The sequence below is a fragment of the Pseudomonas sivasensis genome (genome assembly GCF_052938085.1).
The window spans coordinates 3,444,582-3,468,225 of record NZ_CP176442.1 but is presented as its reverse complement, the minus strand read 5'-3'; the positions used below and the strand labels follow the sequence as shown (position 1 = coordinate 3,468,225).

The window sequence follows — 23,644 nt, the reverse complement described above, 5'->3', positions numbered from 1 at the left end:
TGTGGCCCAGCTTGTGCAAGCATGGGGTCAATGCCCTGGACTTTTCATTCGACATGTCGGTTCTCACGCAGCAAAGGTGGACATCCCCATGATGCGTCTTTGTGCTGTTATGGTTCTTTCCCTGCTGGGCGGCCTGATTTCAGTGCACGCCGCGCCTGCGCCGCACCCCCATTGGAGCGTCGGCTTTCATCGCATGACGTTTCTCGATCCGCTCGACTTGCAACCAATGAAAGCCGTGGCGTTCTATCCGTCAACCGGCCTTGAGCACACCACGCAGTTGGGCGCCTATCACGTCGCCGCCACCGAAGATTCCAAGATCGCCATCGGCCGTTTCCCGATGCTGATGCTGTCCCATGGCAACACCGGCACGCCGCTGGCCCTGCACGACCTGGCCACGTCCCTGGCGCGCAAAGGCTTTGTGGTGGTGGCGGTGCTGCATCCTGGCGACAACTACAAGGACCATAGCCGTCTGGGCACGCTGAGCAACCTGTACGGTCGGCCGATCCAGATATCCGAAGCGATCACCGCCACCCTGGCGGATCCGATGCTGTCTCCGTTCGTCAACATCAACCAGGTGGGGGTGATCGGCTATTCCGCCGGTGGCGAAACCGCGTTGATCCTGGCTGGCGCCAAGCCGGATTTCGATCGCCTGCGCCGCTATTGCCAGGAACGCCCGGAAGACCGCGACGCCTGCACCACCAAAGGCGAGTTGGTGGTGGACCGTGACGACTTACAGCCCCAATCCGACCCGCGCATCCACGCCTTGATGCTAATGGCGCCGTTGAGCCTGATGTTCGGCCGTCACACCTTGGCCGACGTGCATGTGCCGGTGCTGCTCTACAGCGGCGACGGCGACAAGCTGGTGGCCGTGGACAAGAACGCCGCGGCACTCGCGCGCAAATTGCCTGAGCCGCCGAATTTCAAGCTGCTGGCCGGGGCAGGGCACTTCGTGTTCATGGCGCCGTGCGACAGTGACCAACTGGCAGCCATGCCGGCGATCTGCACTGACGCCGATGGCGTCGACCGCGAAGGCATTCACCGCGATCTGATTTCCGAAGCCGGGCGCTTTTTCACTCGTACCCTTGGCACGTCCACCCGTGCGGGTTTGCAGACGGCTGATCAGTAAGCGCGGCGCTTGAGCAGTAAAGTCACGCCCAGCGCCGTGACCGACAGCAACGCCGCGAAGAAGAAGATCCAGCCGTACCCCAGGTTCAGCGCCACAAAACCCATCAACGGCCCGGCAATCGCCAGGGCCAAGTCAAAAAACACCGCATACGCACTCAATCCCGCGCCACGGCTGCTGTTGGGCACTTGCTTGATGGCTTCCACGCCCAGCGCCGGGTACACAAGCGACAGACCAAAGCCCGTCAGTCCTGCGCCGATCAACGCCACACCGGTGGAGGGCGCCAGCCACAACAGGGTGAGGCCGAGGGTCTCGATAAGCATGCAGGCGATGGCGGCGCTGAACCCGCCAAAACGACTGATCGCCGAGATAAACACCAGGCGCGACAGGATAAAGCACACGCCAAATACCGTGAGGCAGTACGCCGCGCCTTGCCAGCCACGATTGAGGTAGTAGAGGGTGATAAAGGTAGTGAGCGTGCCGTAGCCAATCGACGACAGGCACAAGCTGACCCCAAACGGCGCGATACGCCCGAACACCGCCCAGAATGGCAAGCGCTCGCCGCGCACCACCGGCACCGACGGTTTGTTGCGGATCAGCATCAGGCCCAGCGCTGCGAGTACGGTCAGGGCGATCCCCAGGCTGTTGTAGCCATACTCGGCCACCATCACCACCCCCAGCGGCGCACCGATGGCGATGGCACCGTAGGACGCAATGCCGTTCCAGGAAATCGACCGCGCCGTATGCTCGGCGCCGACCTGGCCCATGCACCAACTGATGGTGCCCACACCGATCAGACCTTGGGCCACGCCCAGCAGCAGCCGGGCGACGATCAGAATGCCCAGGCTTACGTTGGGCGTACTTTCCAGCAACGTCGCGAAGAGCGTCAGCACACCGCTCACGAGAATGCCCGCCAACCCCAGCACAATCGCTCGTTTGGTGCCAACGCTGTCCGACATCCGCCCGGCCATGGGGCGGCTAAGCAGGGTCGCCAGGTACTGCGAACCGATAGTGATCCCGGCCACCACCGCGCTGAACCCCAATTGTTCGTGCACGTAGCCTGGGATTACCGCAATCGGCAGGCCGATGCAGATGAAGGCAATGAAGGTATAGAAGACGATCGAGACGATCTGCAGGGTGACCGACAGGGAGGAGGGGGTGGCGGTAGACATGGGCACTCGTTCGCGGGCGGGCGGTGAGGGCATCATGGCAAGGGCTCGGGGTAAAAGGAAGCAGCCTAACTACTTTGTCTGATGAACAGGCCCGCTTGCCACACAATGCAAAAAGCCCCGTCACAGTGGACGGGGCTCTTGGGTGCAGCGGGCGTTATTTAGAACACAACGCCTTGGCTACGCAGGTAGTCGTCATAGGTGCCGCTGAAGTCGATCACGCCGTCAGCGCTCAACTCGATGATGCGGGTTGCCAGGGACGATACGAACTCACGGTCGTGGCTGACGAAGATCAGCGTGCCCGGGTAGTTTTCCAGCGCCAGGTTCAGCGCTTCGATGGATTCCATGTCCAAGTGGTTGGTCGGTTCGTCCATGATCAGCACGTTCGGCTTTTGCAGGATCAACTTGCCGAACAGCATGCGACCTTGCTCACCACCGGAGATTACCTTGACCGACTTGAGGATCTCGTCGTTGGAGAACAGCATGCGGCCCAAAGTGCCGCGAATCATCTGCTCGCCCTGAGTCCACTGACCCATCCAGTCGAACAGCGTCACGTCGTCTTCGAAGTCGTGAGCGTGATCCTGGGCGTAGTAACCCAATTCCGCAGCGTCGGTCCACTTGATGGAGCCTGCGTCCGGGGTCAACTCGTTGACCAGGGTGCGCAGCAGGGTGGTCTTGCCGATACCGTTCGGACCGATGATCGCAACACGCTCTCCCGCTTCAACCTGGAAGCTGAAATCCTTGAACAGCGGCTTGCCGTCGAAACCCTTGGCCATTTTTTCGACCATTACAGCCTGGCGGTGAAGTTTCTTGTTCTGATCGAAACGGATGAACGGGCTCACCCGGCTCGAAGGCTTGACCTCAGCGAGTTGGATCTTGTCGATCGCCTTGGCGCGGGAAGTCGCTTGCTTGGCTTTGGAGGCGTTGGCCGAGAAGCGGCTGACGAAGGATTGCAGCTCAGAGATCTGCGCCTTCTTCTTGGCGTTGTCCGACAGCAGCTGCTCGCGGGACTGGGTCGCCACGGTCATGTACTCGTCGTAGTTGCCCGGGAACAGGCGCAGCTCGCCGTAGTCCAGGTCAGCCATGTGGGTGCACACGCTGTTCAGGAAGTGACGGTCGTGAGAGATGATGATCATCAGGCTGTTACGCTGGGTCAGGATGTTTTCCAGCCAGCGGATGGTGTTGATGTCCAAGTGGTTGGTCGGTTCGTCGAGCAACAGCACTTCAGGATCGGAGAACAGCGCCTGGGCCAGCAATACACGCAGTTTCCAGCCAGGGGACACTTCGCTCATCGGGCCGAAGTGTTGTTCCAGAGGAATGCCCAGGCCCAGCAGCAGCTCGCCGGCACGGGATTCGGCGGTGTAGCCGTCCATCTCGGCGAACTCGGTTTCCAGCTCGGCCACGGCCATGCCGTCGTCTTCGCTCATTTCCGGCAGCGAGTAGATACGGTCGCGCTCGGCCTTGACCTTCCACAGCTCCTCGTGGCCCATGATCACGGTGTCGAGCACGGTGAATTCTTCGTAGGCGAACTGGTCCTGGCGCAATTTACCCAGGCGAACGTTAGGCTCCAGCATGACCTGGCCGCCCGACGGATCGAGGTCGCCGCCGAGGATTTTCATGAAGGTCGACTTACCGCAACCGTTGGCACCGATCAAACCATACCGGTTGCCGGCGCCGAACTTGACCGAGACGTTCTCGAAGAGCGGCTTGGCGCCGAACTGCATGGTGATGTTAGCTGTGGAGATCAATTACTTTACCTATCAATAGCTTAGGGTGCGCTTATTTGAACTGGGACCAATTTGGGACCAATCTGGAGCTTTTGCATTTCGCTCCAGTCCGAGCTTGAGTTGATCCAACGCGCATAAGTCGAGAGCAGCATCTGCACACTATGGCCGAGCTGCTGGGAGATGAAGGCGGGGTTCATGCCAGACATAATGCATATTGTCGCATAGGTGTGACGACAGTTGTATGGCGGCCGACGACGGATATTCAGAGCCTTCAGGGTCGGAATCCACTGCTTGTGCAGGTCAGATGTCTGTTTCACGTACTCCGAGTTCTTTGACGGCGGGAAAATGAAAGGCGTTTCCAGCACCCTCCCTTTACCTTTTTTCCGACGCTCTGCGTATTCCCTCGCGAATTTCAGCGCATGCATGGCGCGTTCATTCAGCAAAACAAAGCGGTCTCCACCCGTTTTTGTACGCTCTACCACTTCCCCCAGGGCGATCCCACGACATACGTGGGCCGTCCTTTTCTCTTCGTCTACCGCATCCCAGCGCATTGCCAGGGCCTCGGACAGGCGCATTCCTGTAAAAAACACAAACTCAAAAAATGCCGCATAAATCGTGCTGGGCCAATGATCGTGCTCGTACATCTTGGCGATGATCAGGTTTGCCTCCTCCAAAGTGAACGGGTCAATTTCCTTCTTGCTGCGCTTGGGTAACTCCAGGATGGCCGCGGGGTTCTTCGGGATAAGCTCTTCGGACATTGCTGAGTTCAGGATGGTCGACAGCTTTGAGATCGCGTTGCGCTTCACCCCGGGGGACTTCCATTCGCTGGCTGCCATTACCCGGCGGAGCAGCGTAGTGGTGATCAGGTCGATTCGCACCAGGGCCAGGCCGGGCATCCAGTACCGGTTCAGTGCACCCTTGTAGTTCGCCTTCGTTCCACCGACCACCTCACGGCTATCAAGCCAGAGCTGGGCATACTCGCCGAAGTTGATCTTCCCCCCAGCGACGTTGCTGGAGCTGGGGAAAAGCTCGGCGTACTTATCGTCGTCGAGCAGCCCCAGCTTAATCAGGCCTTTTACTTGATCAACAACCTGTGAGGCAGACTTGATTCCTTTCTGTGTCGGGGGATAGGGGAGCGTTTCACTGCGCCGGCTGCCGTTCCACATAAAGCGGATGCGGATCGATCCGTGGTGGAGGTCCATTCCTGCGGGCAAACCCATTGGCTTTCGAGCCATTCGTAGTATCTCCGGATGCTGTACATGACGCGGCTGCCTTGCTTGTTCCAGACGCCGAGGGGGATTTGGTTGCGGGCGCGCTTTGAGCGCAGGGCGGCGAGGGTGGTACCGAGGAGCTCGGCCATCTGCGCCTCGGGCAATTTGTCGCCCGTGATCCCGTCGTTGAGTTTTTCTGATGCTGACATGGGTGGTCCTGGCCTCGCGGGGCGACGGAAAGTTGCCCACCGGTTTCCGGCAGGCATATTCAGAGGGGGGAATGGCTACATCAAGGAGGCGAGATATGCGCCTGCGATTTGCTGCCGCATATCCTGTCGCGTTTTAAGATCGATGAAGCCCAGCCGAAGCAATCTGTCTGTCCATCGGTCGTACTCGCGGAAGAAGCGATTCCTAGACTTGCGGGTTTTTACTGGGGCGATTGCGATGACTGCGTCTGCGAAATATTTCATGAGAGACTCCTTTTTGGGTGAGCCTCAATGGTTGATGTGTTGGGGCGTCGGTTTCCCGACTATTTATTTTTTTCACCCTTCATGAAGGTCATCCAGTGCGTTTTTTCGCGCTTCCCGGACTTGTGGCCAAACAACGGTTGCTCATCGGTAAGGGCAAGAATCTCGCTGACCCGGATCTGGGTTTCGTTCCACTTAAAGATAAGGAACTGGCCAGGGCGCAACACCCGGAAGCACTCGGCGAAGCCTTTGCGCAGATCGTCGCGCCAATCGTCGGTGAGGATTCCATACTTAAGCCGGAGCCAGCTTTCACGGCCGGCGCGTACCAGGTGCGGCGGATCGAACACCACCATGTTGAAGCTGGCGTCGGGGAATGGTAGGTGCCGGAAATCCATAATGACGTCGGGTTCAACCCTCAACACCCGGCCATCACACAGCACATGCTCTTCATCGCGGATGTCACCGAACAGGGCGCGCTGATCACCCTTGTCGAACCACATCATGCGGCTGGCGCTACAAGGGTCGAGGACTTGCGCATTCATGGCCTTGGCCCCTTGTAGATGAAGACGTAGGCGAACCAGAGGGTGGCGATCATGGCGTCACCTCGCGGCGTGCCCACCAGCAGACCGGACCGTCGTCGGTGTCGTGAATGGCCAGGCAGAACCAGCCTTCGCCATCAGGCCGATCAGGCTCCCAGTAGCTGCAGTCCGGGTCGCCGGCTTCGAAATAGCGCTCAGATACCGCTTCGTCGCTGTGGTATTCGAGGCTCACCATCTTCACCTGCAAGCGCTGTGCGGCTACCCAGGCCTTGCACTTATCACCGTCGCCCTCGTCGAAGTCGGGCATATCGGGATGAGCAAACATCCCGTATTCATCGCGCACGACCGGGGCTGGCTGGATCAATTTTATTTCTTCAGGCATGACTTCGTCCTTGCCGCTATAGCGGCTGACTTTGAAGGGGGAGGGGTTACAGTTTTTGCGGGTGGAGTACGGATGTACTCCTACCGGGATTTGGCTGACTCAGTCTTCACGGCGAGGCCCGATACGGCCTTGCTGTAGATGTACTTGATCTGATCCCACGGGATGGTGTGTTTCTGCCCGTACTCACCTTCACCATCGCAGATTGAGCAACCTTCGGTTGGTTCTTCAAGCTCGCAGCATTCTGGGCATTCTTTGGTGACCAGCAGCTTGAACTCGCCGAGCAGCAAGGCTTTGGCGCCGTTCTCAGCGGTAAGTTGGCGGGGCATGATGCAGTAGCCATCGGGCATCACCTCTACCGGCGCTGGCTGCTCGGCCATGGCCGATGTTTCACCGATAGCTAGGGTCGCAATCTCAAAGGGCTTTTCGTATATTGCTGACGCCTTGACCACCTCATTGAGGGCGTCCACGGCATAGGCCAACTGCGCTTCCAGATCTCGAACCCGCTTCGTTCGCCGGGAAACTGCCGCGCTGAGATCATCGATGGTTTGATCCGCCGTGGTCAGGCTCAACTGCAGGCCGTCACGCTCTGCGCTTACTCGGTGGAAATCCTCGAACTCCACATAGCGCCCATCGCTGATAGGAATCATGTCCGCGCACCCCTCATCGGTGTCGCGATCAAGGTCGTAGCGCATTATTTCGTTCATACAGCCTCCCTCGTTACCAGATCATGGGCTTTCACAACCGTCATGCCGAGGCGTTCGGCGATCAGGACTTCCAAGCGGGCGCCCTTTGAATGCTCCCAGCCGGGCAGGGTAGCCACGGTGTCGCAGTCCATCAGAGCGACGATGTCGCGGCGCATGCAGTCGTTCCAGGTGCCGCCGTCCGGGTTGACCTCGGCGGGGTTGGTGACGGTATGGCCGCCGGCGCGCAGGTTATCGGTCATTGCGGCGAAGGCCGGGAAGTTGAGGCCGGGCAGGCCGGTCATGGGGCCGCTGAGGTAGATGCGCTTCATGCGGCCTCCGCGACTGGCTGGCGAAACACCGCTAGGGCGCCGGCCTGCTCGCGCACTGCCTTCATGCCTTCCTCGTCGTAACCCCAGATGTTGCTATCGTCGAACCGCTCGGGCCCGAGGTAACCAAGATGCATTGGCTCCCCTGTGCGGATGTAATCCCGGAACCCCTCAACGAGTGACCGAAGCGTGCCGCCATGGCTGAAGCCTCGCCAGCGTCCGCCCCAGGTTGTTTTGTGCGTGAAGATCCGCCGCGCGCTGTAGTCGTCGATGAACCAGACCTTGCCGCGCTGATCCACTTCCATGCTGGCGTAGCGATCAGCGACCTGGTTGAAGAAGAAGCGCCGGCCGTGGGTGCCGATGATCCGGATCACCTGATTGACTTGGTCGGCTCGCTGCTGCTTCAGGGTGAGTTTGTTTTCTGTAGGCATGGGGAGTCCTTGCCGGGCCATGCCCGGACATCTAGATTAATTTTCAGAAATGCAGTAACTCTAAGCCGGGTGCCAACCAATATTCAGGAGCGGAAATTAATGGATCGTCATTCCGATATTTTGGAATTGCTTGATGTTGTTCGCGGGGATATAGAGCAAATATCCATAGCTTATGCTGAGGCTCGCTCTAATGAGGTTCAAGAGAATGTTCTTCGCCCAAAAATTAAGTCTTGTTTTGAGAATTTGAGGAGTTGTCTTGAATACTCCGCCCAGGATGTGTGGAGGTCATATACGAGGAAGAAAAACTCTGTCTATTTCCCTTATGGAAAAACAGAAGTTCTTTTCCTTACTAGTATAAAAAAGAATCTTCCAGCTTTACCGGAGCAGGCTCCATTGGTTTATAAGCTGATAGAGTCGATTCAGCCGTTCGTCGATGAAAGTGACTGGTTGTACGAGCTGTGCAAGCATACTAATTTTAACAAACACAACGGCCTAAGCGTCCAGGTTAGAAAAAACTCATCAAGATCTACGACTACATTTGGCAATCTTTTGCGCATTGAGGGACATGGGACTATTACTTTTGTTGGCAGTACATTTAATGGTGTTCCGATAGGGAAAGATGGAAGTCTTACAATTTCGTCTGATAGAACAGTTGCCGAAACTGTCAAGGATATCAACATCCCTGTGTCACTTTCGAGAGAGTTTGATTGGGTTAAATTTGAGATTGAAGGGTCTGCTTATGATACGTTGGAACTTATTAAGCATTCCTATTTGCGCATCTCTGATTACATTGCTCAGCTGTACAAAATTATTTAAATAAATATGCGGGCAGCTTGTAGCTCTATCTTTAAATCGTTTGCAGGAATTCCAAAGTATTCTCCGAACAGATAATTTCCTCGCCGGCTGGCGTGATTCGTAAATTGGGATGATGATTTGCACTCAGCAAAAACCTGACGGTGACTGAGATGAGCACGAAAACCGATGTGGAAGCGATACGCCTGATAGGCGATGAATTTGTGCGGCTGCTGAGCCTTCCTGATGAAGCGCTCGAAGCTGATGTGCGCCCAGGCCTTAAGCTGATCGCTGACCTGGCGAAGTGGCGTGACCTCGCCGGCCTGCCTGCTACTGAGCCGGCTGGCGTGATTCGTTAATGAGTGGGCTCATATGATTTCCCGCAGAACCAAAATCAGAAAATGAAGTCTTCATATTGGTTTGCAGCCATTAATTAAAACGGACAAAAAATCATGAGCCTAATTGACTGCCCTGAATGCTCTGCAAAAATCTCTGATAAAGCCTACTCCTGCCCCCACTGCGGAAATCCTTTTCGCGAGCCGCCATCTGGCCGCTATTTCAGCGAAAAAAACATTGGGCAGATTGCCGGGGTTACCGGCGTCTGGCTAACAGCTCCTTGGCTCGCACGGATGGTGTTTGGAGTCGTCGCTGTGATTGCGATAGCGGCAGTTTTCATAGTTCGCTCAAGCTAGAATCTAAAAATATCTGCGTCCGAGATTGATATGGGGTATTACGGGTGACCGGCATGGAGCCGGATTAAGGAGTTGTAATGCTTGCGCGCTTCATTACGGGGCTTTTGATTGGGTTCGTTGCCGGAATTATCGAGGCATTTGGGCCGTCGATGTCGAAGAAGTGGCAGAACATATCTGAACTTTTAATCGTTCTAGTGGGGCTCGCATTTATTGCTTCATCCTTCGCCTTCGGCATGATCTTCGGATTCATGGCTATCGCTGAAATCACTGCAGGCTTCTACGCATACGGAAAAGTTTTCCGGACGAAAAAAACTAGCCGGAGCCTTTCTCAGTAAGCGCCGCCCTTCGTCGGGAGTGCGGCGCTGCGGTTGGTGTCAGGCGGCTGCGCGCTTGAGCTGCTCAGTCAGTTGAGTGGGCAGTCCGCGCAGCGTCAGCGTGCCGCCGGCTTCGTCGAACTTTATCTTGTCGCCGAGTAGGTGCGCCTCGAAGCTGATCGACATACCCTCGGCGCGGCCTGTGAAGCGCCGGAATTTGTTGAGTGTCTTCTTGTCCGGCGGCAGCGCCTCGGAAATTCCGTAGTCCTTCGCCTTGATGAAGTCGTAGAAGCTCTTCGGCCGGTCTTCGTCGATCAGTCCCGACAGCTCGTCGAGGGTGATCGGCTCGCCCAGCTTGGCCTGGGCCATTGAGTAGCTAACCAGGGTGTTCATCTTCTCCCGCGCTGATTCCTCGCCCAGATCCTCGCTTTCAACGAAGTCGCTGAACGCCTTCAGCAGCGTGCGCGTTTCGCTCGGGGCGTCGATCCCCTCCTGGCAGCCGATGAAGTCGCGGAAGTAGTCGTTGAGCCGCCGACCCTGCTTGCCCTTTAGGTACGAGATGTACTGTTTCGACTGGCGGTTGGTCTGCCATTCGCTGATGTTGATGCGCGCAGCCAGACGGATGTGATCCAGGTCCAGGCGCTTCACTGTCATCAGAGCCAGTTCTTCGGTCATGGCCACCGCTTCGGTTTCCTGCACCAAGGCGATCACCAGGTAATCGGTCATGCCTTGCTGATAGTGGCAGAAGAGGGCGTGCCCACCGGTGGTAAGGTTCGACTCTTCCATCAGCTTGGTCAGGTGCTCGACAGCGGTGGTGCTGAACGCCATGAAGTCAGTGACACCGGCGAGATACTTGCCAAGCCAACCGCTGAATGGGAATGCACCTGACTCTTGATGGAAGAACCCCCAGCCCTTACCGACAGTGGCGTTGTAGCTTTCGTTGAGCTGGCTCATCAGGTCGTCGCGGGCCTGGCTTTCAACCTGCTCGGATGAGCCCAGAAACAGAACGGCCGGGCTGCCGTCGGGCTTCTTGTCGATCTTGTGGATGACGCTATGGCGTACAGGCATTTCGTTTGCTCCGGATAAGCGCCGCCCTCCGGTTACCGGATGCAGCGAGTAGGGTGGAATTTTGGAAAAGGATAAGGTATCAATCCGCACCTTGGATTTGAGCCTAGGAGGGACACTGATGCGACACGATATTTTTTGGCGTTTTATAGCGATGATTATGTTCAGCTTCACGCTGACCGGATGTATTCATTACGAGCACAAAAGTGCAGAAGGAAAATCAAGCGCCCAAATCGCTACGATCCAACAGTTCGACAAATCATTAACAATATTTAAGATCGACGACGATCAAACCCTTTATTGGTTGAGCCGCCAGAGCGAGTACCGACTGGGTGCAGGCAGGCATAAGATTCAAGTTCGTAAGTTTATTACCGCGCAACAGCAAACTGCTCCGATTGAAATGACTGTTGATCTGGTGGGCGGCCGTACCTATGGACTTTACGGAATATCATCGTTGACATGGTGGAGGTATGAAATTCGTGACGTTGAGACTGGGCAGCCAGCTGATGTCGCAGGCCCTGTTGTCAATGCAACACCTCCTGCATCGGTTAAATAGTTGGCCCGATAATCTCGTCGCCGGGGTCTTTCTGGAGGGCGAGCAGGCTTTTATTTCGGAATTCCCGCGCCACACTTTCCGTAGGTTCGAAAACGTGGCGCGGCGGATTCAGCAGCGGCTGGCACTTTGCGGCGCCCATCGCATGCAGGTGATGAATCATCAGCGTCATCGCCTCGCCCTGCTCAGTAATGCCTGACCACTCCATCAGGTCGGCCAGCGCCTGACGGGTGCCGGGCCGAACCCTGAGCCTCAGTTCCTCTTCGGCAAGTGCCATGCGTTTCCTGGCGGTTTTCGCTGATCGCTCCTGCACAGTCTTGGCCATGGCCTACCTCTTCTATTCCGCTGGCCGGCAGTGCGAGCCAGGTTTGACGTTTGCGTTGCTGGACGCGGGCTATGCGGCGCATGAAGTGCCGCCCTGGCGTGCTTTGGGATAGTCGATGCCGTGGGCGGCGATGATCCGCTCGAAGGCCTTGTTACCAATTGCCAGCTTCCCGCAGCACTGGCGCCGGGTGATGCCCAGTTCCAGGAAGGCGCGAATCCGCTCGGCGTACTTCGCGTCGCGCTCCTTGTCGACCGTGTTGTGGACCAGGTTGCGTGCACCGCCCCGGGTTGGCGCCTTAAACGTGATGTCGTACCGCGCGGCATGGTTGTAGATGAGCCGCCGACTGACGCCGAGGGCAGCAGCCACTTCGGTCTGGGTGTGCGTGACGCCGAGCTGCCGTATCTGCTCAACCAGCTTGAGGCGGGCCTGGGTGCGGATGTCGTCTTTGTCGAGGGGCAGGGGAGCCGCTTCAACCCGGCGCCGAACAAACGGCTTCGGCGCCGGAGGCATCTGGTTGCTGTAGGTGATGGGCTTGGGCTTGTAGCCGATGGGCACCGCTTCTTCAATCTGGCCTCCGGCCGCCAGGTACTGCTCGACCTGGGCGGCCAGTTCGTCCGAGGCCGGGCGCAGTGCCTCGACTAGGCTTAGGTGGTTGCTGATCATACTGCTTTACTCCTGAGCGCTGCCTCGTACCCGTCGACCAGCAGCTTGAATTCCCACAGGTCTTCCTCAAGGCTTTCGATGTAGTCGTTATCCCGCTTGAACTCTTTCCACCAGAGCTGGCGGCCCACCGGCTTCAACAGCGGGCAGTACATCCCGATGTGCCACCACTTGCGGTCGGTGATCCACATGCAGCCCTGCACCTGGTCGATGACTTCGCTGGCATCGTTGTCGATGTGGAAAGATCGGAGCTTGTCGGGCGCGAGGAAGCACTTGTACTCGGAGCCACCGTCTTCTCCGATAAATCCGTCCGCGCTGGCGCCGAACACACCGTCATCGGTTTTGACCAATCCGACCTGGGTGACGATGAGCCCGGTCTGGATTTCGTGCTCCATTCGCGCTTCGGGTTCCAGTTCGTGACCCCTGCGCATCTGCCAGGTCTCGAAACCACCGTCCAGAGGCAAGCCGCCGATTCGTTCGACTGCCAGCTCAAAGGCGTACGAGAGGGCAGCGTTTGACGGTTCGCCTACCATCTCGCCGTCAAGTGCGCGCAACACAACTTCAGCTCTTGGCGCAGCTTTGTAGCCGGCCAATTCGCGCGAGCGGGCCTCGCTGTGTCCATTAAGCATCGAATTCACATAGGTTTTCTGCTGCGAAGTTAAGCCGTTCACTTTGGAGCGGGCGGTGCTGAACATGCTGGCGGTGATCACGCCAGCGCGAGCCTGCAGCCACTCGGCTGAGCCCTGAGTGCAATTCACGATGATCATTGAGGCGCCTCCAGCTTGGCTTTGTGAACGGTTACCGCAGTCTTCACTGTGGAATACCCGTTGTTGTCACCTGATGCTTGCAGGACTTTCAAGCTTGCCTGCCATACGTCCTTCAACTCATCCGGTGTGGTGGTCTGCCCGACACGCTCCAGGATGTCCGCGACGACCTGGGCGCGCATATCCTCCGTTTCTGAACCGTCCGAAGACTGCCCGTCGTCGTCGCGACTCTCGCCGGTCGTGATGTTCAGCAGCGCACACATCACGTACCGCTTGCCGTAGGTAGTCGATGATCCGACGGCCTGTACATCGTTGCGGCCTTTGCCGATATCGGCCGGCAGGCTCATGGTTGTTTGCTCGCGGTGACCTCCTCGGTGCATCAGAATCCCTGTGACCTTGATCGCCTTTTCTGCGTTTTCAACCTTGAAGGTGATGGCAAACCCGTGCTGCTGCATGATCGGCTTCAGGGTGTGGGTGATGTGGTCGAGCGTGGCGTAGGAGTTTCCTGTGTGCAGGTTTACCGCGCCCTCGAAAACCGTGGGGATGTTGCACTGCATTTCGGCCATCGCGGCGTTGAAAGCTTGCTCAGCCTCCTTGGCCTGCATGCGCTCATGCATGGCCAGAAGACGCTCCATCTTTTCGATGTCGCAGGTTGGATCGGCGGCAGCACGGCTGATGACGGCCATGATGCTGTTGTCCGTGGAGATCGGTGCCACAGCCTGGCGCCGCTGTTCGGGAACGATTATTTGGCCGCTCATGCTGGCTACCTCAGAATTGGATGGTGATGTTCGGGACTTCGCGACGTGCGATCTTCAGGACAATGGCTTTGGCCAGCTCCTCGGTGATGTTCATCGACATCAGTGCCTCTTTGGCGGCGCCCATGATCTTCACCTTGTGAGCTTGGTCCGCTTCGCGCGCCTTCTGCTGGCGCTGCGCCTCTTCAGCTTCTGCTGCCTGCCGGGCAATCTCTGCCAATCGCGCCTGCTCTACAGCCTCTTCCTGTCGGCGCACCGCGGCGATTCGCTCTTGCTCGGCGCGTTGCTCAGCGGCGATTCGGTTCGTCTCGGCCTGTGCCGCTGCTGCACGGGACTGTTCGGCCTGTAGCTCCAGTTGCAGGCGTTGGCGTTCGGCGGCTGCCTCTGCGTCGAGCGCAGCCTGTGCAGCGGCGCGCTGAGTGGCGGCGGCCCGGTCCAGCAGTTCCTGTTCACGGCGGGCGGCAGCTTCGCGCTCGGCCTGTGCCTGCTGCTCGGCCTGGAGTCGGGCTTGTTCGGCGGCTACCCGTGCAATCTCTGCATCGCGGTCGCGCAGGGCCTGCGCTTCGGCTTCGGCACGCAACCGGACCAGTTCGGCCTGCTCTGCCTCGTACTGGGTGCGCTCAGTGAGCAGGGTGCGCAACTTCGCGAGAGTCTGGTCCTTAACCTGAGCGGCTTCTGCCAGGAACTCTTCCCAAGCATCGTTGATTTCGATGGCTTCGAGGTCGGCGATCATCTGGGCAACTACGGGCGCCGAAGGTGTTTCGCCGAACAGCGCCATATCCTTGATCTGCTGAATCCCTTCGTTGTGCTTGGCAGCCCGCGCATCTTCGGCCGCCTGCCAATCATCCAGCGGCTGCCGGACTTCCTTCTGCCATGACTCCAGGGTGTCCCATACGCGCTTACGTTCTGCGTCGATCAGCTTCGGGATCTCCTTTTGCTTTGCGGAGATCTCTTTGCCCACCGCTTCAAGTGCGTTTTTCGATTTCGCGATCTGGTGCGCCATGGATGCATAGGCTTTGCGGCCTTTGTCCGTTTTCAGGTCGGGAAGCACTTTTTTGAATTCGTCGACCTTGGCGCGGACCTGATCAAGCCAAGGATCGAGGCCTTTCACGGTACTGAATACGGCCAGTGCCGTTTCTTGTGGTGGCACGACAGCCAGTTGAGTTTCTGCGGACATGGGAATTCCTTGCCGCGATGCTCGCAGCGATTGAAGGTGTTGGTTATTGAGTAATTCGATCAGCGAGGGCGCTGAGCAACATCAGGAAGGTGAAGAGGGCGAGGACCGGGAAAGAGCCGCGCCAGATCAGTAGGCGCCTGGTGCGCTGGCGGGTGGTCATGACCGCGACTCTCTGATTGCAGCGGCAGCCCTTACTATGGCCCTGCATATCGCAGACTCTGCACGCCCACCCGTCACGTCCTCGCAAGCCTGGCCATCGTCGTGATAAGCCTGAACCCACCCCGTCTGGAAGCCGCGCTCAGTCACCACGTTCATGTCGATGCTTATTCCCAAACGCGCCTGAAGAATCAAAGCGTGGCCGGTATTGAAATCGAGAGGGCTGAAGTAGCCAGACGAAAAGGTATGACTGCTCAAGCACACGTAACCATTCTTGTCTGGGCAATGGCCGTTGCAACGAAGGCCAGCAGCTTCGGCCGCCAAATAGAGCATTTCACGGTCATCCATGACGAACCCTCACCGTAATTCGCCCACCCTTCATTGTCGGGGCCAGGCGCTGCGGCAGATCCCGCACCAGCTCTTCACGCTTGCGGCCGATCAGTTCATTGAATGGAAGGCCGAAGCCCAAGATGGCGATGCGGCGCTCAATGGCTTCGAGCTGCTCATCAGCCAGCGATTTCACGATAGGCGTGGTCATGCAGCCTCCTTGCGCTGCCTGGTGATTTTCAGCAGGCGCTGGCAGTAGTGGTTGAATTCTTCGACGGTGATCACGTTGCCGGTGAGCATGTTCGTGATCATTCGTTGCACGACCACCTGGGCGCCCGGCTCACTGGCGGGGTGCTCAAGGCATTCAAGTGCTTCATCGATCAGGATGTGCGGGCTCATAGATCTGCATCCACGTCGTCTTCGGCCGCTTCCCGCTCGGCCGCTACAGCTTCGGCGGCGTAGGGCCTGAGCAGGTCCATGGCGATCTTCTCGGCGGCTTCGATGGGGCGGGGTTGGCCGATCAAATCAGCAGCATGGCCGCGTGAATCCGCCTGGCTGCCAAGGATCGAAGACAGGAACAGCCGGGCCAGCGAGTCGCGCTCGTCCAGGCCGTCGATTTGACGTTGGTTCAGGTGTCCTTGCAGGTAAGTGCAGTACCGATCAAACGTCACCACTTGCGTTTGGCCGTTGCGACGCTTCCACTTGATGTCCATGCCGCACACCAACTGTTCCGCCGAATGTTCCAGCCACTCCTGTTCCGGATTCGCGTCGCTGACATCTGGAGGCAACTGAGCGTCGAATCGCTCTTGGCATAATTTCAATACTGCGCTCATGGTCGCCTCCGAGGCGGCTGCGTGGGTTAGTCGGTGTAAGCGACGTATTTGAAGTGGCCGTCTTTGAATCCCGGCATAAATAGGCCTGTCGGGCACCTGACCGGTAAGGTTGTTGGTAGTGGGTGGGGAGGTGTCTATGCGGGGGATAACTGGAAAATCGTCAATCAATAGCGCTATGATAAATTTCAGTTTTTTCAGGGAGATCAATGATGTTTTTAAAGCGAATTTCTGCAGCGCTTCTGCTATTGAGCGTTTCTTCGGTCGCAAGTACCTTGGCAAGCGCAGCAGAGGACGACACCGAAAACGCCGTCAATTTGCTGGCCATTGAAAGCCTTTGCGTCAAGGCCAATCCAGATTCGAATAGCAGCGTTGAGAACGCTTTAAATAGCGATCCGGAGACGACCGAGTCGCTTAGAGCAGAAGTTCGCCGAGTCAAAGCTGATCCAGCTTCCAAAGCAAAAATCCAATCGTTGGCGTTCAATATGAGCAACTCTGTCGTCGTATCTAAGCTTCCAGATATGTGCTCGTACTACCTCCCCAAGAAGTGAGAACGCATACCTTATGCTCGGTGTCTCGCACTTGCGGGGTTGGCGCCCGACATCGTTGGAAGTCTCTCATCGCACAGTCAGCCTAAGCTGACCGCAACCGGCGCCGGGTGCCGCCCACCGTTACCGGCGCTTGCGGGCATCGATCTCGACTCAGAGCGCATTGACGATTGGCGGCTTCCATTGCTTGGGGTTAGGCGGTGGCTTTGGCTGCGATGAGCCGCTTGGCCGCAATCTCTTCGTCGAATGACAGAAGGTGAGGCGCTACTAGATAAAGGTTGAGCAATCGTTCGCTTTCATCCGTTGACCATGTCTGGTCGGCTAAGCATTTTTCGTCGTACTTGGCATAAGCCAAAAGAGCCGATTCGATAACTCCACTCATGGTTCTGCGCTGGATGCGACCCATCACGTCGAGCATGTACTTAACGCGGGGGCTGATTCGAACGCCGATTTGGGCGCTCCTGGTTTTTACGCCAACCTTCTTGGCCATAACTCTCTCCGTTCGTTGGTTCACCTGTATTCGTCAACACTCATGCCTCCCGCTGGTTGCCGATGGGCGCGGGGTGAGTGCTGACGGGTAGAGGTGAGGAGGGGTATAAGTAGGGAAGTTCGAAATAAGGAGTTTTCTATGTCCCTGGTGGATCTTGATTTGACCTCGAAGGCCTTGCCTCAAGCTTGGAAGTCCACCGTTCTAGGACGGGTAGGCGGCTCCAATATCAAAGTCCTGCGCATGGATGAAATGTCCGTTGAAGCAGAGGTGCATGACTACACCGAGGGCTTGCTAGTCATCTCCGGACAGTTATTGCTGGGAGTCGATGGTGAGTGCGTGCGCGTGGGAGAGGGACAAATTTATCTGGCTGAAGCTGGTGTTCCGCATGCAGTTTTGTCTGGAAGCTACGGGACACTTGTCATCATTGATGTTTGAAAGGCCGCAGGTGCCGGAACTGGCCGGCACGCAGCTGACCAGACAGTTAACGAAAGGCTGTCGTGGCTGTTTCTGTTAAGCGGTCAGCCTAGGACATTCCGCCCGGCGCACCATCCGAGCCTGAGCCATCCGTCTTTCCGGCGCCCGGCGATCACGACGCAGCGAGTCGTCACTGATCGTTGAGTGCATGGCGATCAGCGCCGCCAGTACAAAGCACACCGGCGTGATAATCTGGCGCTTCATGGCCTCAGCCACCAAGGCCGTGCGTTTCGTCACGCCCAGCTTGAACATCGCATTGGTCAGGCGCTTCTTCACGGTGCCTGCCTCTATGCCTGCCTCTCGGGCGATCTCTTTCGAGGTGAAGCCCTGGGCAATCCAAAGCAGAAACTGAAGCTCTCGCGGCGCCAGGCCACGTCCGAGGTGACCCTTCCATGCGCCGTTGATGATTGTTGCTTCCATCGTCGTTACCCTCGGTTGGTTTCCCGTTAGGCCCTGTTGCCAAGGACTATCGGTGAAACCCCCGACCTCGCTACTGGCGTCAGGCCGGGGTTGTTGCGTCAGCGGTGAGGCCCGTTGCCCGCTGCTGATTGCAGGGCTGGCCGTTCGTCTTCGTAGGTTGGCGGTGAGCTTCCTCCCCAGGGCATCAATCAGCATCTGTTCGCCTTGGATCACAGGTCCCTACAACATGCACGCTGCAGCTCGTTTGCCCGGTTAGGTGGGCAGGGTGCATGAGGTCCGGCGTTCCCAGCCGAGGCTATCGGGACCGCTAATTCTGTTCAGTTGAGTCTCCCTTCTACCGCTGGGATTCGCGGGGCGCATTGCTTGCCAGGTCATTCGCACGGTTCGAGCGTTTCGCTCTCGATCAGCCGTACAGGGTGTCCCTGTCGTGGGCGGGCTATCTGACCCGTCTGATCGCCGGTCGCCAGTAGAGGCAATGCGGTCTGTTGGTATTTCTGTATTGCGCTGACTGTTAAAGAGCGGCGCAGCTCTCGCTGCTGGCCGGCGATGTTCATTGCTGGCTTGAGTTGAATTTAAGCAAGCTGAAATAAAGGTGTCAAGCATGCTGAAATAAATAATTCAGATTGCTGAAATTCAAGTCGATAAAAAACCCGCTTAGTGGCGGGCTCCTTTATGCGTCGCAGTACTCGCGCCAACCGATCCTGACGGCTCCGTCTTCCAGATGCTCGACTCTTATCCCGGCGGTATCGCCAATGTCTTGGATGACCTGGTGCCAGGCTTCAGGGCTTTCATCGTCGCGCCTGGAGACCTCGACCAACTGAATCCGCTGTACCCGGGGAGAGGCGATCAACCCTTGCAGGCGGCGGCCAACAAGCTCGTAGGAATTTCTCGGTTTTGGTGCGGGGTAGGGTTCCTGGTTCATGTGTAGCTCCTTGCGAATACTGTATGTATACACAGTATTTGTGCTGTCATGTATTGGCAAGAGGGCAGCAAGAAGTTTAATGCATAAATGCATATTTTATGATGGGTGCTTTCCGGCAGGAATGAAAAAGCCCGCGGTGGGCGGGCTTTAAGCGAATACGGTGAGCGTCGGCTACCCCGCCAAGTCCAAATCACCACGATGAGCGATATGTACCTTGTTGCCATCTGGATCACGTAGGTACGCACCGTAGTAGCCGTCACCATAGTGGGGACGTTGGCCAGGTTCACCTTCATCAGATCCGCCCGCAAGAAGCCCAGCTGCATAGGCGCTGTCTACCGCATTTGAAGAGGGTGCGGTGAAAGCCACCATGCTGCCATTGCCTGTTCCGGCTTCATTGCGGTCATAAGGGCTATACACATAAAAGCGAGGGAGGACGCTATTTGGCTTAATCCAGCATGCCGAAGGTGGCCCGCCATCAGGCGTTACAGGCCTACGACAGAGCCCCAGGGGGATCAGTACCGCGTCATAGAAGGTAGAGGCCTTATCAAGATCGTTTGTCCCAACGGTTACGTGACTGAACATCCTGTATTCCTACTTACGAAGGCGAGGCGTCATCGTGTCATTTTGACGGTGGGCGTGTATAGCCGTCGTTGGGTAAGTTGGGGAGGGCGAGTTTCGGCCCTCCAAATCGCAGGCAAAGAAAAGCCCGCGATGGGGGGTAGCGGGCTTAAAGGGTTTCACTAGGAGCTGGGATAACCATAGGCGCCCAGGTGTGAAAAGTTCGTGAATGCTCGTGCTCAGTACGAAGTGGCGATTGCCTGTGCCAACTGCCGATCGGTCATTAGAGGCGGCAGGTATGTCGTGCGATAAAAGCGAACTGCCTGTTCAAATTGGGCTCCGCGAATCTGACCTTCTGACCCAATGAATGCGAGCGCGTCAGCCTTAGCAGGCTTGAAGTTGTTCGATGCAAGCACGGTAAGCCCGGTGGTTCCCGCAACGGTGTAGGTTGGAGCCATTAGCACTGATAGCATCGAGTTGTTATAGGAGTCATCGGACCCCTCTGAAGCATGAGCATTGATCGATACCATAAGGGCTGCAGCTACAATCTTCCATGAGTCCATTCTTCGATGCTTCCATTGCGATCTGAGTGCGCCACCATAGCAGAGCAGAGCGCTCGCCAGATACAAGAAGCCCGGCGCTGGGCCGGGCTTCGATGTAGGAGCGTCAGGGACTAACGATGCTTGTTCTTGTGTTTATGTTTGTTGTTGCCTCTGTGCTTCTTACCATCCGATCGATGACCGCTCTCATCATCCGCCAGGTTGTTTCCTAGCGCGCCACCCGCCGCGCCGCCGAGACCTGCACCGATAGTCGAGCCAGTTGTGCCGCCGAGGCGATTACCAATGAGAGAGCCGCCTGCCGAGCCGATACCGCCACCTAATGCTGCTTCAGCTCTGTTGCCTCTTTGAGCGCCGACAGCACTGCCGGCTGCACCACCTACGCCTGCACCTACCGCCGCACCCGTTGAGCCGCCGAGTTGCTGACCTACGATATTGCCAAGTGCACCACCAACGCCGCCTCCAAGAGCGGCTGTGCCATCTCCGGCAGCTAGTGCTCCTTGCGAAATGAGGGCACCCAAAAATAGCGCGGGTAGTGTGATTTTCATTTTGTGAACCTCTATGGGTTGTCAGCAGGCGCTCACGGTTTGAAGCACGCCTAGTATTAGGACTGGAGTAGAAGTTTGTAGTTCTCTATGGGCGGTGCCTGCGGGCGAATGGTTGTAACAAGATATGCCGTGATGGATTCGGCTACGGAGGGCGGGCTTAAGCGGGTGCTGAGAATTGGGATGACCAAAGGAGCCCGGCGCTGGGCCGGGCCTTTGATTGGTAGGAATCAAGTCTCTGTAATGAAAAGCCTGTGCAGGTCCCCGTCCTTGAAGACCGGACGCGCACGCACCTTGAGGCTCGCGTGACTGCCCATAGCTTGTGTGTATGCATTATTTGGAAAGGACAAGGCGACGTCAGTGATCTTTCCATGAACAGATCCTGAAAAACCTTCGATCTGAACGCGGCACACCCCTGTATCAACGCTAAGGGCGTAAATCCGAGAAATAACGTAGTCGCCAGGATCACCAACAGAAACTTCGCCATTTGATCGAATGGCTAGGGCCTCCGGCTCAGTAATCTCAACTGGATGATCGGAGTCCGAAAATTGCGTGATTTGGTCGCACGACTTACCAATTGGGGCCAAGGCATTCCGCATGGGGGACCTTGCTGCCTCAACCAATAATGGGAGCGTCGCGAGCAATTTCTCAGTCAGCCTTTCAGAGGAAAGATGGGCATTATCGTTTGCCTTGATTAACCCGTTCGCCATCACATGATTGAGGTCCGAAGACTGCTTAGCTTGCTCCCTGATGACCTCTACCAGCTCTTTCACGTCCGAGTTTCCCGATAGTGCTTTCTTGACGTAGGCCAGAACCTGAGCGGTTAACCAGTCGAATGCCTTTTTATAGACATCCGCAAAAGCAGGCATCTGGTGTGTGATGCCTGTAAGTATAACCAGTGTCTGCTCAAAAGATCCTTCTTTGGGAGGTGCTGAGAAGCACCTTATGTCGGACTGTTGGCGTGATGCCAATACCTCGCCATAAATGCAGTAATGGCTGATGAGTCTATATAGCCTGGATGCTCCATCCACCGACTTCGCATACTGCCCGGCTTCCAGTAAATGGCGGTTGGCGTCTAGTCCCTCGTACTTCATGTTCATGTGACCGGTAACACCAGTCATCTCATTCCAACCGACCATTGCACATCCTTGAATTTGAAATGACTTATTCCGCTTGGGTTACTTCGTTCCCGCGATTCTCCCCGGCCTCACCTCATCCGCACTCCGTAGAAATGGTTCAGCGCTATCAGCTCAACCACCGCCACGATGGTGCAGAGCACAACGAAGCCAGGGCTGAAGACTCGCTTGCGACCTGATGAGCCCCAACAGCTAGGACCCGCGTCGGAAATGAAAGGAAGCACCATGAGGAGCGCCAACCAAGCCCATACCCAATACTTGCTCCAGAAGCTTTGCTTTCGCCATGCAGTCATTTGCGCTGTTCCGCGGCCCGACTTATCCGGCCGTCCTTCACCTCGTCAGCGTAACCCACCAACCTGTCCGCTTCTTCGTAAAGCGTACCCACCAGCCCCATCAGGGCTATGGCGTCGGCATTGCTGAGTTTTTCAGCGATCTTGCCCAGGTCGACACAGGACTGCTCAAGGTTGGAGGCTATCGCCTTAAGGTCGCGGCGCAGTAGTTGATTAGGTTTCGTGAGGGACATGGGGCCTCCTGGAACGCATCAGTAAAACTTCTGCAGCGCCTGCACTACCACGCCCACGATCCGGCAGCTCTCGTCTACCGCTTCGATTGGGTAGCTAGGGTTGAGTGGCTTTAGGAACAGCCGTCCGCCATCGCTGACCAGCTTCTTGAATGTCGCCTCATTGCTGTCTGGGAGCTTGGCCACCACCAGCTTACCTGGTGCAACCTCAGCCTCAGTGTCCACAAGGATCAGCGTGCCCTCGGTAATGCTCTGGCCGGCGGGCGCTGTCATCGAGTCACCTTTGACTGTCAGCCAGAACGCAGGGCCTTTGGAGTCGTACTCCGAAAACTCGTAGGTGTCCGAGATTCCAGTCGGATAGGGCTCCACGGCTTCCGCCCAGGCGCCGGCGGCAACCCAGCTGACTACCGGGTAGCGGAATGATTTGGTGGGCTGGGCGGCGGGGGAAATGTTTGATTCAGAAGCATCGCGCTCATCACCTTCGCCAATGGCCAGCCACTCAGCTCGGAAGCCAGTCGCTTTCGCCAGAGAATAAAGGTTCTCCGGCCTGAGGCTTTTGCTCTCACCGGTGATCCATTGAGTGACGGCCGAATTTGCAACGCCGCAAAGCGATGCAATTTCCCCTTTCTTTTTACCGCTGACCTGTATGGCGCGGGCGATGCGTTCGTGTCTTTCCATGTACTCAATATTAAGTTAACTGAATTTAAGCATGCAGTAGGGGAAAAACGCCGTTGATGCCACAACTTAAGCATGCTTAAATTGCGACAGGCTCGAACGAGGATGCGCAATGAATACGCATGAGGTCGCCGAATTCTTCGGCAGCAAGACGAAGCTGGCACTCGCTTTGGGCATCCGTCCAAGCGCAGTGACCATGTGGGGGGAAACGATCCCCGAATCCCGGCAGTACCAGATCCAAGTCCTTTCCAAGGGCAAGTTCAAGGCGACAAAGAAAGACCAAGCCGCCTGAAAGGGAAACACTGCTGCCCATGTAGCCAGTATCGGCCCA

At 57.0% G+C, this 23,644-nt stretch carries 37 protein-coding genes; 7 read left to right on the top strand and 30 right to left on the bottom strand.

Features of this window, described 5'->3' with window-relative positions; translation table 11 throughout:
* Positions 1-88 precede the first annotated feature (88 nt).
* Positions 89-1,126: an alpha/beta hydrolase family protein gene (locus ACKZ62_RS16165; RefSeq protein ID WP_032891141.1), complete on the top strand. Its 1,038-nt coding sequence runs from the start codon at positions 89-91 to the stop codon at positions 1,124-1,126.
* On the opposite strand, the gene ACKZ62_RS16160 is transcribed toward ACKZ62_RS16165, so the two are convergent.
* The 9 genes from ACKZ62_RS16160 to ACKZ62_RS16120 form a co-directional block, all read right to left on the bottom strand.
* Entirely contained in the window at positions 1,120-2,295 is a 1,176-nt protein-coding gene (locus tag ACKZ62_RS16160; RefSeq protein WP_447095513.1) for an MFS transporter, read from the bottom strand. The two genes, ACKZ62_RS16165 and ACKZ62_RS16160, sit on opposite strands and share 7 nt — an antisense overlap.
* Positions 2,296-2,453: 158 nt before the next feature.
* On the bottom strand, positions 2,454-4,040 hold the full coding sequence (locus ACKZ62_RS16155) for an ABC-F family ATPase (RefSeq protein WP_081797888.1): 1,587 nt from the start codon (positions 4,038-4,040) through the stop codon (positions 2,454-2,456).
* 20 nt (positions 4,041-4,060) lie between these two features.
* A complete protein-coding gene (locus ACKZ62_RS16150) occupies positions 4,061-5,254 on the bottom strand; it encodes a tyrosine-type recombinase/integrase (RefSeq protein WP_099602841.1) in 1,194 nt (397 codons plus the stop codon).
* A 260-nt stretch (positions 5,255-5,514) separates the two neighbouring features.
* Complete coding sequence (locus ACKZ62_RS16145) at positions 5,515-5,700, bottom strand: hypothetical protein (protein WP_099602842.1); 186 nt, start codon at positions 5,698-5,700, stop codon at positions 5,515-5,517.
* 59 nt (positions 5,701-5,759) lie between these two features.
* Entirely contained in the window at positions 5,760-6,239 is a 480-nt protein-coding gene (locus ACKZ62_RS16140; protein ID WP_099602843.1) for a class I SAM-dependent methyltransferase, read from the bottom strand.
* 49 nt (positions 6,240-6,288) lie between these two features.
* Positions 6,289-6,618, bottom strand: a complete 330-nt coding sequence (locus tag ACKZ62_RS16135; protein WP_068936817.1) for a hypothetical protein — start codon at positions 6,616-6,618, stop codon at positions 6,289-6,291.
* An 80-nt stretch (positions 6,619-6,698) separates the two neighbouring features.
* Entirely contained in the window at positions 6,699-7,322 is a 624-nt protein-coding gene (locus tag ACKZ62_RS16130) for a hypothetical protein (RefSeq protein WP_099602844.1), read from the bottom strand.
* A complete protein-coding gene (locus tag ACKZ62_RS16125) occupies positions 7,319-7,630 on the bottom strand; it encodes a DUF4406 domain-containing protein (protein WP_099601539.1) in 312 nt (103 codons plus the stop codon). The genes ACKZ62_RS16130 and ACKZ62_RS16125 overlap by 4 nt, the downstream gene beginning before the upstream one ends.
* Positions 7,627-8,058: a YoqU family phage-derived protein gene (locus ACKZ62_RS16120; protein ID WP_099602845.1), complete on the bottom strand. Its 432-nt coding sequence runs from the start codon at positions 8,056-8,058 to the stop codon at positions 7,627-7,629. Before ACKZ62_RS16120 ends, ACKZ62_RS16125 begins: the two co-directional genes overlap by 4 nt.
* Before the next feature lie 99 nt (positions 8,059-8,157).
* Between ACKZ62_RS16120 and ACKZ62_RS16115 the strand changes: the two genes are divergently transcribed.
* From ACKZ62_RS16115 to ACKZ62_RS16105, 3 genes are all read left to right on the top strand, one after another.
* The gene (locus ACKZ62_RS16115) at positions 8,158-8,874 is read left to right on the top strand and encodes a hypothetical protein (protein ID WP_099602846.1); all 717 of its coding nucleotides are present in this window, start codon (positions 8,158-8,160) and stop codon (positions 8,872-8,874) included.
* A 149-nt stretch (positions 8,875-9,023) separates the two neighbouring features.
* Positions 9,024-9,209 (top strand): hypothetical protein, encoded by a 186-nt coding sequence (locus tag ACKZ62_RS16110; protein WP_099602847.1) that lies wholly within the window; start codon positions 9,024-9,026, stop codon positions 9,207-9,209.
* A 410-nt stretch (positions 9,210-9,619) separates the two neighbouring features.
* Positions 9,620-9,877, top strand: coding sequence for a hypothetical protein (locus ACKZ62_RS16105; protein WP_068936809.1), 258 nt, complete (start codon positions 9,620-9,622; stop codon positions 9,875-9,877).
* Between the two features lie 39 nt (positions 9,878-9,916).
* On the opposite strand, the gene yejK is transcribed toward ACKZ62_RS16105, so the two are convergent.
* Positions 9,917-10,924 carry a nucleoid-associated protein YejK gene (gene yejK / locus ACKZ62_RS16100; protein ID WP_099602848.1) on the bottom strand — a complete coding sequence of 336 codons (1,008 nt, stop codon included), beginning with the start codon at positions 10,922-10,924 and terminating at the stop codon, positions 9,917-9,919.
* Positions 10,925-11,042: 118 nt separating this feature from the next.
* Here yejK and ACKZ62_RS16095 point away from each other — a divergent pair, with 118 nt between their 5' ends.
* The gene (locus tag ACKZ62_RS16095) at positions 11,043-11,477 is read left to right on the top strand and encodes a hypothetical protein (RefSeq protein ID WP_099602849.1); all 435 of its coding nucleotides are present in this window, start codon (positions 11,043-11,045) and stop codon (positions 11,475-11,477) included.
* Here the strand turns inward: ACKZ62_RS16095 and ACKZ62_RS16090 are convergent.
* The 11 genes from ACKZ62_RS16090 to ACKZ62_RS16040 all read right to left on the bottom strand — a co-directional run bounded on the left by ACKZ62_RS16090 (position 11,470) and on the right by ACKZ62_RS16040 (position 17,506).
* A complete protein-coding gene (locus ACKZ62_RS16090; protein ID WP_099602850.1) occupies positions 11,470-11,799 on the bottom strand; it encodes a hypothetical protein in 330 nt (109 codons plus the stop codon). The genes ACKZ62_RS16095 and ACKZ62_RS16090 overlap by 8 nt on opposite strands.
* A 69-nt stretch (positions 11,800-11,868) precedes the next feature.
* Entirely contained in the window at positions 11,869-12,462 is a 594-nt protein-coding gene (locus tag ACKZ62_RS16085; RefSeq protein ID WP_421560696.1) for a hypothetical protein, read from the bottom strand.
* Positions 12,459-13,226, bottom strand: a complete 768-nt coding sequence (locus ACKZ62_RS16080; protein WP_421560695.1) for a lambda exonuclease family protein — start codon at positions 13,224-13,226, stop codon at positions 12,459-12,461. Before ACKZ62_RS16080 ends, ACKZ62_RS16085 begins: the two co-directional genes overlap by 4 nt.
* Complete coding sequence (locus ACKZ62_RS16075; RefSeq protein ID WP_421560694.1) at positions 13,223-13,981, bottom strand: ERF family protein; 759 nt, start codon at positions 13,979-13,981, stop codon at positions 13,223-13,225. The genes ACKZ62_RS16080 and ACKZ62_RS16075 overlap by 4 nt, the downstream gene beginning before the upstream one ends.
* A gap of 10 nt (positions 13,982-13,991) precedes the next feature.
* The gene (locus ACKZ62_RS16070) at positions 13,992-15,155 is read right to left on the bottom strand and encodes a coiled-coil domain-containing protein (protein ID WP_421560693.1); all 1,164 of its coding nucleotides are present in this window, start codon (positions 15,153-15,155) and stop codon (positions 13,992-13,994) included.
* Between the two features lie 156 nt (positions 15,156-15,311).
* Entirely contained in the window at positions 15,312-15,659 is a 348-nt protein-coding gene (locus ACKZ62_RS16065) for a hypothetical protein (protein WP_421560692.1), read from the bottom strand.
* A complete protein-coding gene (locus ACKZ62_RS16060; RefSeq protein ID WP_421560691.1) occupies positions 15,652-15,849 on the bottom strand; it encodes a hypothetical protein in 198 nt (65 codons plus the stop codon). The genes ACKZ62_RS16065 and ACKZ62_RS16060 overlap by 8 nt, the downstream gene beginning before the upstream one ends.
* On the bottom strand, positions 15,846-16,037 hold the full coding sequence (locus ACKZ62_RS16055) for a hypothetical protein (protein ID WP_421560690.1): 192 nt from the start codon (positions 16,035-16,037) through the stop codon (positions 15,846-15,848). The genes ACKZ62_RS16060 and ACKZ62_RS16055 overlap by 4 nt, the downstream gene beginning before the upstream one ends.
* Entirely contained in the window at positions 16,034-16,471 is a 438-nt protein-coding gene (locus tag ACKZ62_RS16050; protein ID WP_421560689.1) for a hypothetical protein, read from the bottom strand. Before ACKZ62_RS16050 ends, ACKZ62_RS16055 begins: the two co-directional genes overlap by 4 nt.
* A gap of 160 nt (positions 16,472-16,631) precedes the next feature.
* The gene (locus ACKZ62_RS16045; RefSeq protein ID WP_164558487.1) at positions 16,632-16,952 is read right to left on the bottom strand and encodes a hypothetical protein; all 321 of its coding nucleotides are present in this window, start codon (positions 16,950-16,952) and stop codon (positions 16,632-16,634) included.
* Between the two features lie 257 nt (positions 16,953-17,209).
* The gene (locus tag ACKZ62_RS16040) at positions 17,210-17,506 is read right to left on the bottom strand and encodes a hypothetical protein (protein WP_421560688.1); all 297 of its coding nucleotides are present in this window, start codon (positions 17,504-17,506) and stop codon (positions 17,210-17,212) included.
* A 138-nt stretch (positions 17,507-17,644) separates the two neighbouring features.
* Here ACKZ62_RS16040 and ACKZ62_RS16035 point away from each other — a divergent pair, with 138 nt between their 5' ends.
* The gene (locus ACKZ62_RS16035) at positions 17,645-17,941 is read left to right on the top strand and encodes a cupin domain-containing protein (RefSeq protein ID WP_095184960.1); all 297 of its coding nucleotides are present in this window, start codon (positions 17,645-17,647) and stop codon (positions 17,939-17,941) included.
* A 75-nt stretch (positions 17,942-18,016) separates the two neighbouring features.
* Here ACKZ62_RS16035 and ACKZ62_RS16030 read toward each other — a convergent pair whose 3' ends face one another.
* The 9 genes from ACKZ62_RS16030 to ACKZ62_RS15990 form a co-directional block, all read right to left on the bottom strand.
* Positions 18,017-18,400, bottom strand: a complete 384-nt coding sequence (locus tag ACKZ62_RS16030; protein WP_099601549.1) for a response regulator transcription factor — start codon at positions 18,398-18,400, stop codon at positions 18,017-18,019.
* A gap of 670 nt (positions 18,401-19,070) precedes the next feature.
* Positions 19,071-19,322, bottom strand: coding sequence for a DUF1654 domain-containing protein (locus ACKZ62_RS16025; RefSeq protein ID WP_122681634.1), 252 nt, complete (start codon positions 19,320-19,322; stop codon positions 19,071-19,073).
* A gap of 171 nt (positions 19,323-19,493) precedes the next feature.
* Positions 19,494-19,904, bottom strand: a complete 411-nt coding sequence (locus ACKZ62_RS16020) for a VOC family protein (protein WP_099601551.1) — start codon at positions 19,902-19,904, stop codon at positions 19,494-19,496.
* Between the two features lie 215 nt (positions 19,905-20,119).
* Positions 20,120-20,338: a DUF2388 domain-containing protein gene (locus tag ACKZ62_RS16015; RefSeq protein ID WP_338104994.1), complete on the bottom strand. Its 219-nt coding sequence runs from the start codon at positions 20,336-20,338 to the stop codon at positions 20,120-20,122.
* Between the two features lie 215 nt (positions 20,339-20,553).
* Entirely contained in the window at positions 20,554-20,985 is a 432-nt protein-coding gene (locus ACKZ62_RS16010; RefSeq protein ID WP_081797892.1) for a hypothetical protein, read from the bottom strand.
* Between the two features lie 227 nt (positions 20,986-21,212).
* Complete coding sequence (locus tag ACKZ62_RS16005) at positions 21,213-22,121, bottom strand: DUF7946 domain-containing protein (protein ID WP_421560687.1); 909 nt, start codon at positions 22,119-22,121, stop codon at positions 21,213-21,215.
* A 68-nt stretch (positions 22,122-22,189) separates the two neighbouring features.
* Positions 22,190-22,411: a hypothetical protein gene (locus ACKZ62_RS16000; RefSeq protein WP_421560686.1), complete on the bottom strand. Its 222-nt coding sequence runs from the start codon at positions 22,409-22,411 to the stop codon at positions 22,190-22,192.
* Positions 22,408-22,641 carry a hypothetical protein gene (locus ACKZ62_RS15995; protein ID WP_122763729.1) on the bottom strand — a complete coding sequence of 78 codons (234 nt, stop codon included), beginning with the start codon at positions 22,639-22,641 and terminating at the stop codon, positions 22,408-22,410. Before ACKZ62_RS15995 ends, ACKZ62_RS16000 begins: the two co-directional genes overlap by 4 nt.
* A gap of 18 nt (positions 22,642-22,659) precedes the next feature.
* Positions 22,660-23,316, bottom strand: coding sequence for a LexA family protein (locus ACKZ62_RS15990; RefSeq protein ID WP_421560685.1), 657 nt, complete (start codon positions 23,314-23,316; stop codon positions 22,660-22,662).
* A 109-nt stretch (positions 23,317-23,425) separates the two neighbouring features.
* On the opposite strand from ACKZ62_RS15990, the gene ACKZ62_RS15985 reads away from it, so the two are divergent.
* Entirely contained in the window at positions 23,426-23,605 is a 180-nt protein-coding gene (locus ACKZ62_RS15985; protein WP_017255748.1) for a Cro/CI family transcriptional regulator, read from the top strand.
* The last annotated feature ends 39 nt before the right edge of the window (positions 23,606-23,644 follow it).

What these genes read in the sequence shown, in the direction of transcription:
- ACKZ62_RS16165 (WP_032891141.1), top strand. Translation starts at nt 89, where the DNA reads ATGATGCGTCTTTGTGCTGTTATGGTTCTTTCCCTGCTGGGCGGCCTG.
- ACKZ62_RS16160 (WP_447095513.1), bottom strand. Translation starts at nt 2,295, where the DNA reads ATGTCTACCGCCACCCCCTCCTCCCTGTCGGTCACCCTGCAGATCGTC.
- ACKZ62_RS16150 (WP_099602841.1), bottom strand. Translation starts at nt 5,254, where the DNA reads ATGGCTCGAAAGCCAATGGGTTTGCCCGCAGGAATGGACCTCCACCAC.
- ACKZ62_RS16145 (WP_099602842.1), bottom strand. Translation starts at nt 5,700, where the DNA reads ATGAAATATTTCGCAGACGCAGTCATCGCAATCGCCCCAGTAAAAACC.
- ACKZ62_RS16140 (WP_099602843.1), bottom strand. Translation starts at nt 6,239, where the DNA reads ATGAATGCGCAAGTCCTCGACCCTTGTAGCGCCAGCCGCATGATGTGG.
- ACKZ62_RS16135 (WP_068936817.1), bottom strand. Translation starts at nt 6,618, where the DNA reads ATGCCTGAAGAAATAAAATTGATCCAGCCAGCCCCGGTCGTGCGCGAT.
- ACKZ62_RS16130 (WP_099602844.1), bottom strand. Translation starts at nt 7,322, where the DNA reads ATGAACGAAATAATGCGCTACGACCTTGATCGCGACACCGATGAGGGG.
- ACKZ62_RS16125 (WP_099601539.1), bottom strand. Translation starts at nt 7,630, where the DNA reads ATGAAGCGCATCTACCTCAGCGGCCCCATGACCGGCCTGCCCGGCCTC.
- ACKZ62_RS16120 (WP_099602845.1), bottom strand. Translation starts at nt 8,058, where the DNA reads ATGCCTACAGAAAACAAACTCACCCTGAAGCAGCAGCGAGCCGACCAA.
- ACKZ62_RS16115 (WP_099602846.1), top strand. Translation starts at nt 8,158, where the DNA reads ATGGATCGTCATTCCGATATTTTGGAATTGCTTGATGTTGTTCGCGGG.
- ACKZ62_RS16110 (WP_099602847.1), top strand. Translation starts at nt 9,024, where the DNA reads ATGAGCACGAAAACCGATGTGGAAGCGATACGCCTGATAGGCGATGAA.
- ACKZ62_RS16105 (WP_068936809.1), top strand. Translation starts at nt 9,620, where the DNA reads ATGCTTGCGCGCTTCATTACGGGGCTTTTGATTGGGTTCGTTGCCGGA.
- yejK (WP_099602848.1), bottom strand. Translation starts at nt 10,924, where the DNA reads ATGCCTGTACGCCATAGCGTCATCCACAAGATCGACAAGAAGCCCGAC.
- ACKZ62_RS16095 (WP_099602849.1), top strand. Translation starts at nt 11,043, where the DNA reads ATGCGACACGATATTTTTTGGCGTTTTATAGCGATGATTATGTTCAGC.
- ACKZ62_RS16090 (WP_099602850.1), bottom strand. Translation starts at nt 11,799, where the DNA reads ATGGCCAAGACTGTGCAGGAGCGATCAGCGAAAACCGCCAGGAAACGC.
- ACKZ62_RS16085 (WP_421560696.1), bottom strand. Translation starts at nt 12,462, where the DNA reads ATGATCAGCAACCACCTAAGCCTAGTCGAGGCACTGCGCCCGGCCTCG.
- ACKZ62_RS16080 (WP_421560695.1), bottom strand. Translation starts at nt 13,226, where the DNA reads ATGATCATCGTGAATTGCACTCAGGGCTCAGCCGAGTGGCTGCAGGCT.
- ACKZ62_RS16075 (WP_421560694.1), bottom strand. Translation starts at nt 13,981, where the DNA reads ATGAGCGGCCAAATAATCGTTCCCGAACAGCGGCGCCAGGCTGTGGCA.
- ACKZ62_RS16070 (WP_421560693.1), bottom strand. Translation starts at nt 15,155, where the DNA reads ATGTCCGCAGAAACTCAACTGGCTGTCGTGCCACCACAAGAAACGGCA.
- ACKZ62_RS16065 (WP_421560692.1), bottom strand. Translation starts at nt 15,659, where the DNA reads ATGGATGACCGTGAAATGCTCTATTTGGCGGCCGAAGCTGCTGGCCTT.
- ACKZ62_RS16060 (WP_421560691.1), bottom strand. Translation starts at nt 15,849, where the DNA reads ATGACCACGCCTATCGTGAAATCGCTGGCTGATGAGCAGCTCGAAGCC.
- ACKZ62_RS16055 (WP_421560690.1), bottom strand. Translation starts at nt 16,037, where the DNA reads ATGAGCCCGCACATCCTGATCGATGAAGCACTTGAATGCCTTGAGCAC.
- ACKZ62_RS16050 (WP_421560689.1), bottom strand. Translation starts at nt 16,471, where the DNA reads ATGAGCGCAGTATTGAAATTATGCCAAGAGCGATTCGACGCTCAGTTG.
- ACKZ62_RS16040 (WP_421560688.1), bottom strand. Translation starts at nt 17,506, where the DNA reads ATGGCCAAGAAGGTTGGCGTAAAAACCAGGAGCGCCCAAATCGGCGTT.
- ACKZ62_RS16035 (WP_095184960.1), top strand. Translation starts at nt 17,645, where the DNA reads ATGTCCCTGGTGGATCTTGATTTGACCTCGAAGGCCTTGCCTCAAGCT.
- ACKZ62_RS16030 (WP_099601549.1), bottom strand. Translation starts at nt 18,400, where the DNA reads ATGGAAGCAACAATCATCAACGGCGCATGGAAGGGTCACCTCGGACGT.
- ACKZ62_RS16025 (WP_122681634.1), bottom strand. Translation starts at nt 19,322, where the DNA reads ATGAACCAGGAACCCTACCCCGCACCAAAACCGAGAAATTCCTACGAG.
- ACKZ62_RS16020 (WP_099601551.1), bottom strand. Translation starts at nt 19,904, where the DNA reads ATGTTCAGTCACGTAACCGTTGGGACAAACGATCTTGATAAGGCCTCT.
- ACKZ62_RS16015 (WP_338104994.1), bottom strand. Translation starts at nt 20,338, where the DNA reads ATGGCTCCAACCTACACCGTTGCGGGAACCACCGGGCTTACCGTGCTT.
- ACKZ62_RS16010 (WP_081797892.1), bottom strand. Translation starts at nt 20,985, where the DNA reads ATGAAAATCACACTACCCGCGCTATTTTTGGGTGCCCTCATTTCGCAA.
- ACKZ62_RS16005 (WP_421560687.1), bottom strand. Translation starts at nt 22,121, where the DNA reads ATGGTCGGTTGGAATGAGATGACTGGTGTTACCGGTCACATGAACATG.
- ACKZ62_RS16000 (WP_421560686.1), bottom strand. Translation starts at nt 22,411, where the DNA reads ATGACTGCATGGCGAAAGCAAAGCTTCTGGAGCAAGTATTGGGTATGG.
- ACKZ62_RS15995 (WP_122763729.1), bottom strand. Translation starts at nt 22,641, where the DNA reads ATGTCCCTCACGAAACCTAATCAACTACTGCGCCGCGACCTTAAGGCG.
- ACKZ62_RS15990 (WP_421560685.1), bottom strand. Translation starts at nt 23,316, where the DNA reads ATGGAAAGACACGAACGCATCGCCCGCGCCATACAGGTCAGCGGTAAA.
- ACKZ62_RS15985 (WP_017255748.1), top strand. Translation starts at nt 23,426, where the DNA reads ATGAATACGCATGAGGTCGCCGAATTCTTCGGCAGCAAGACGAAGCTG.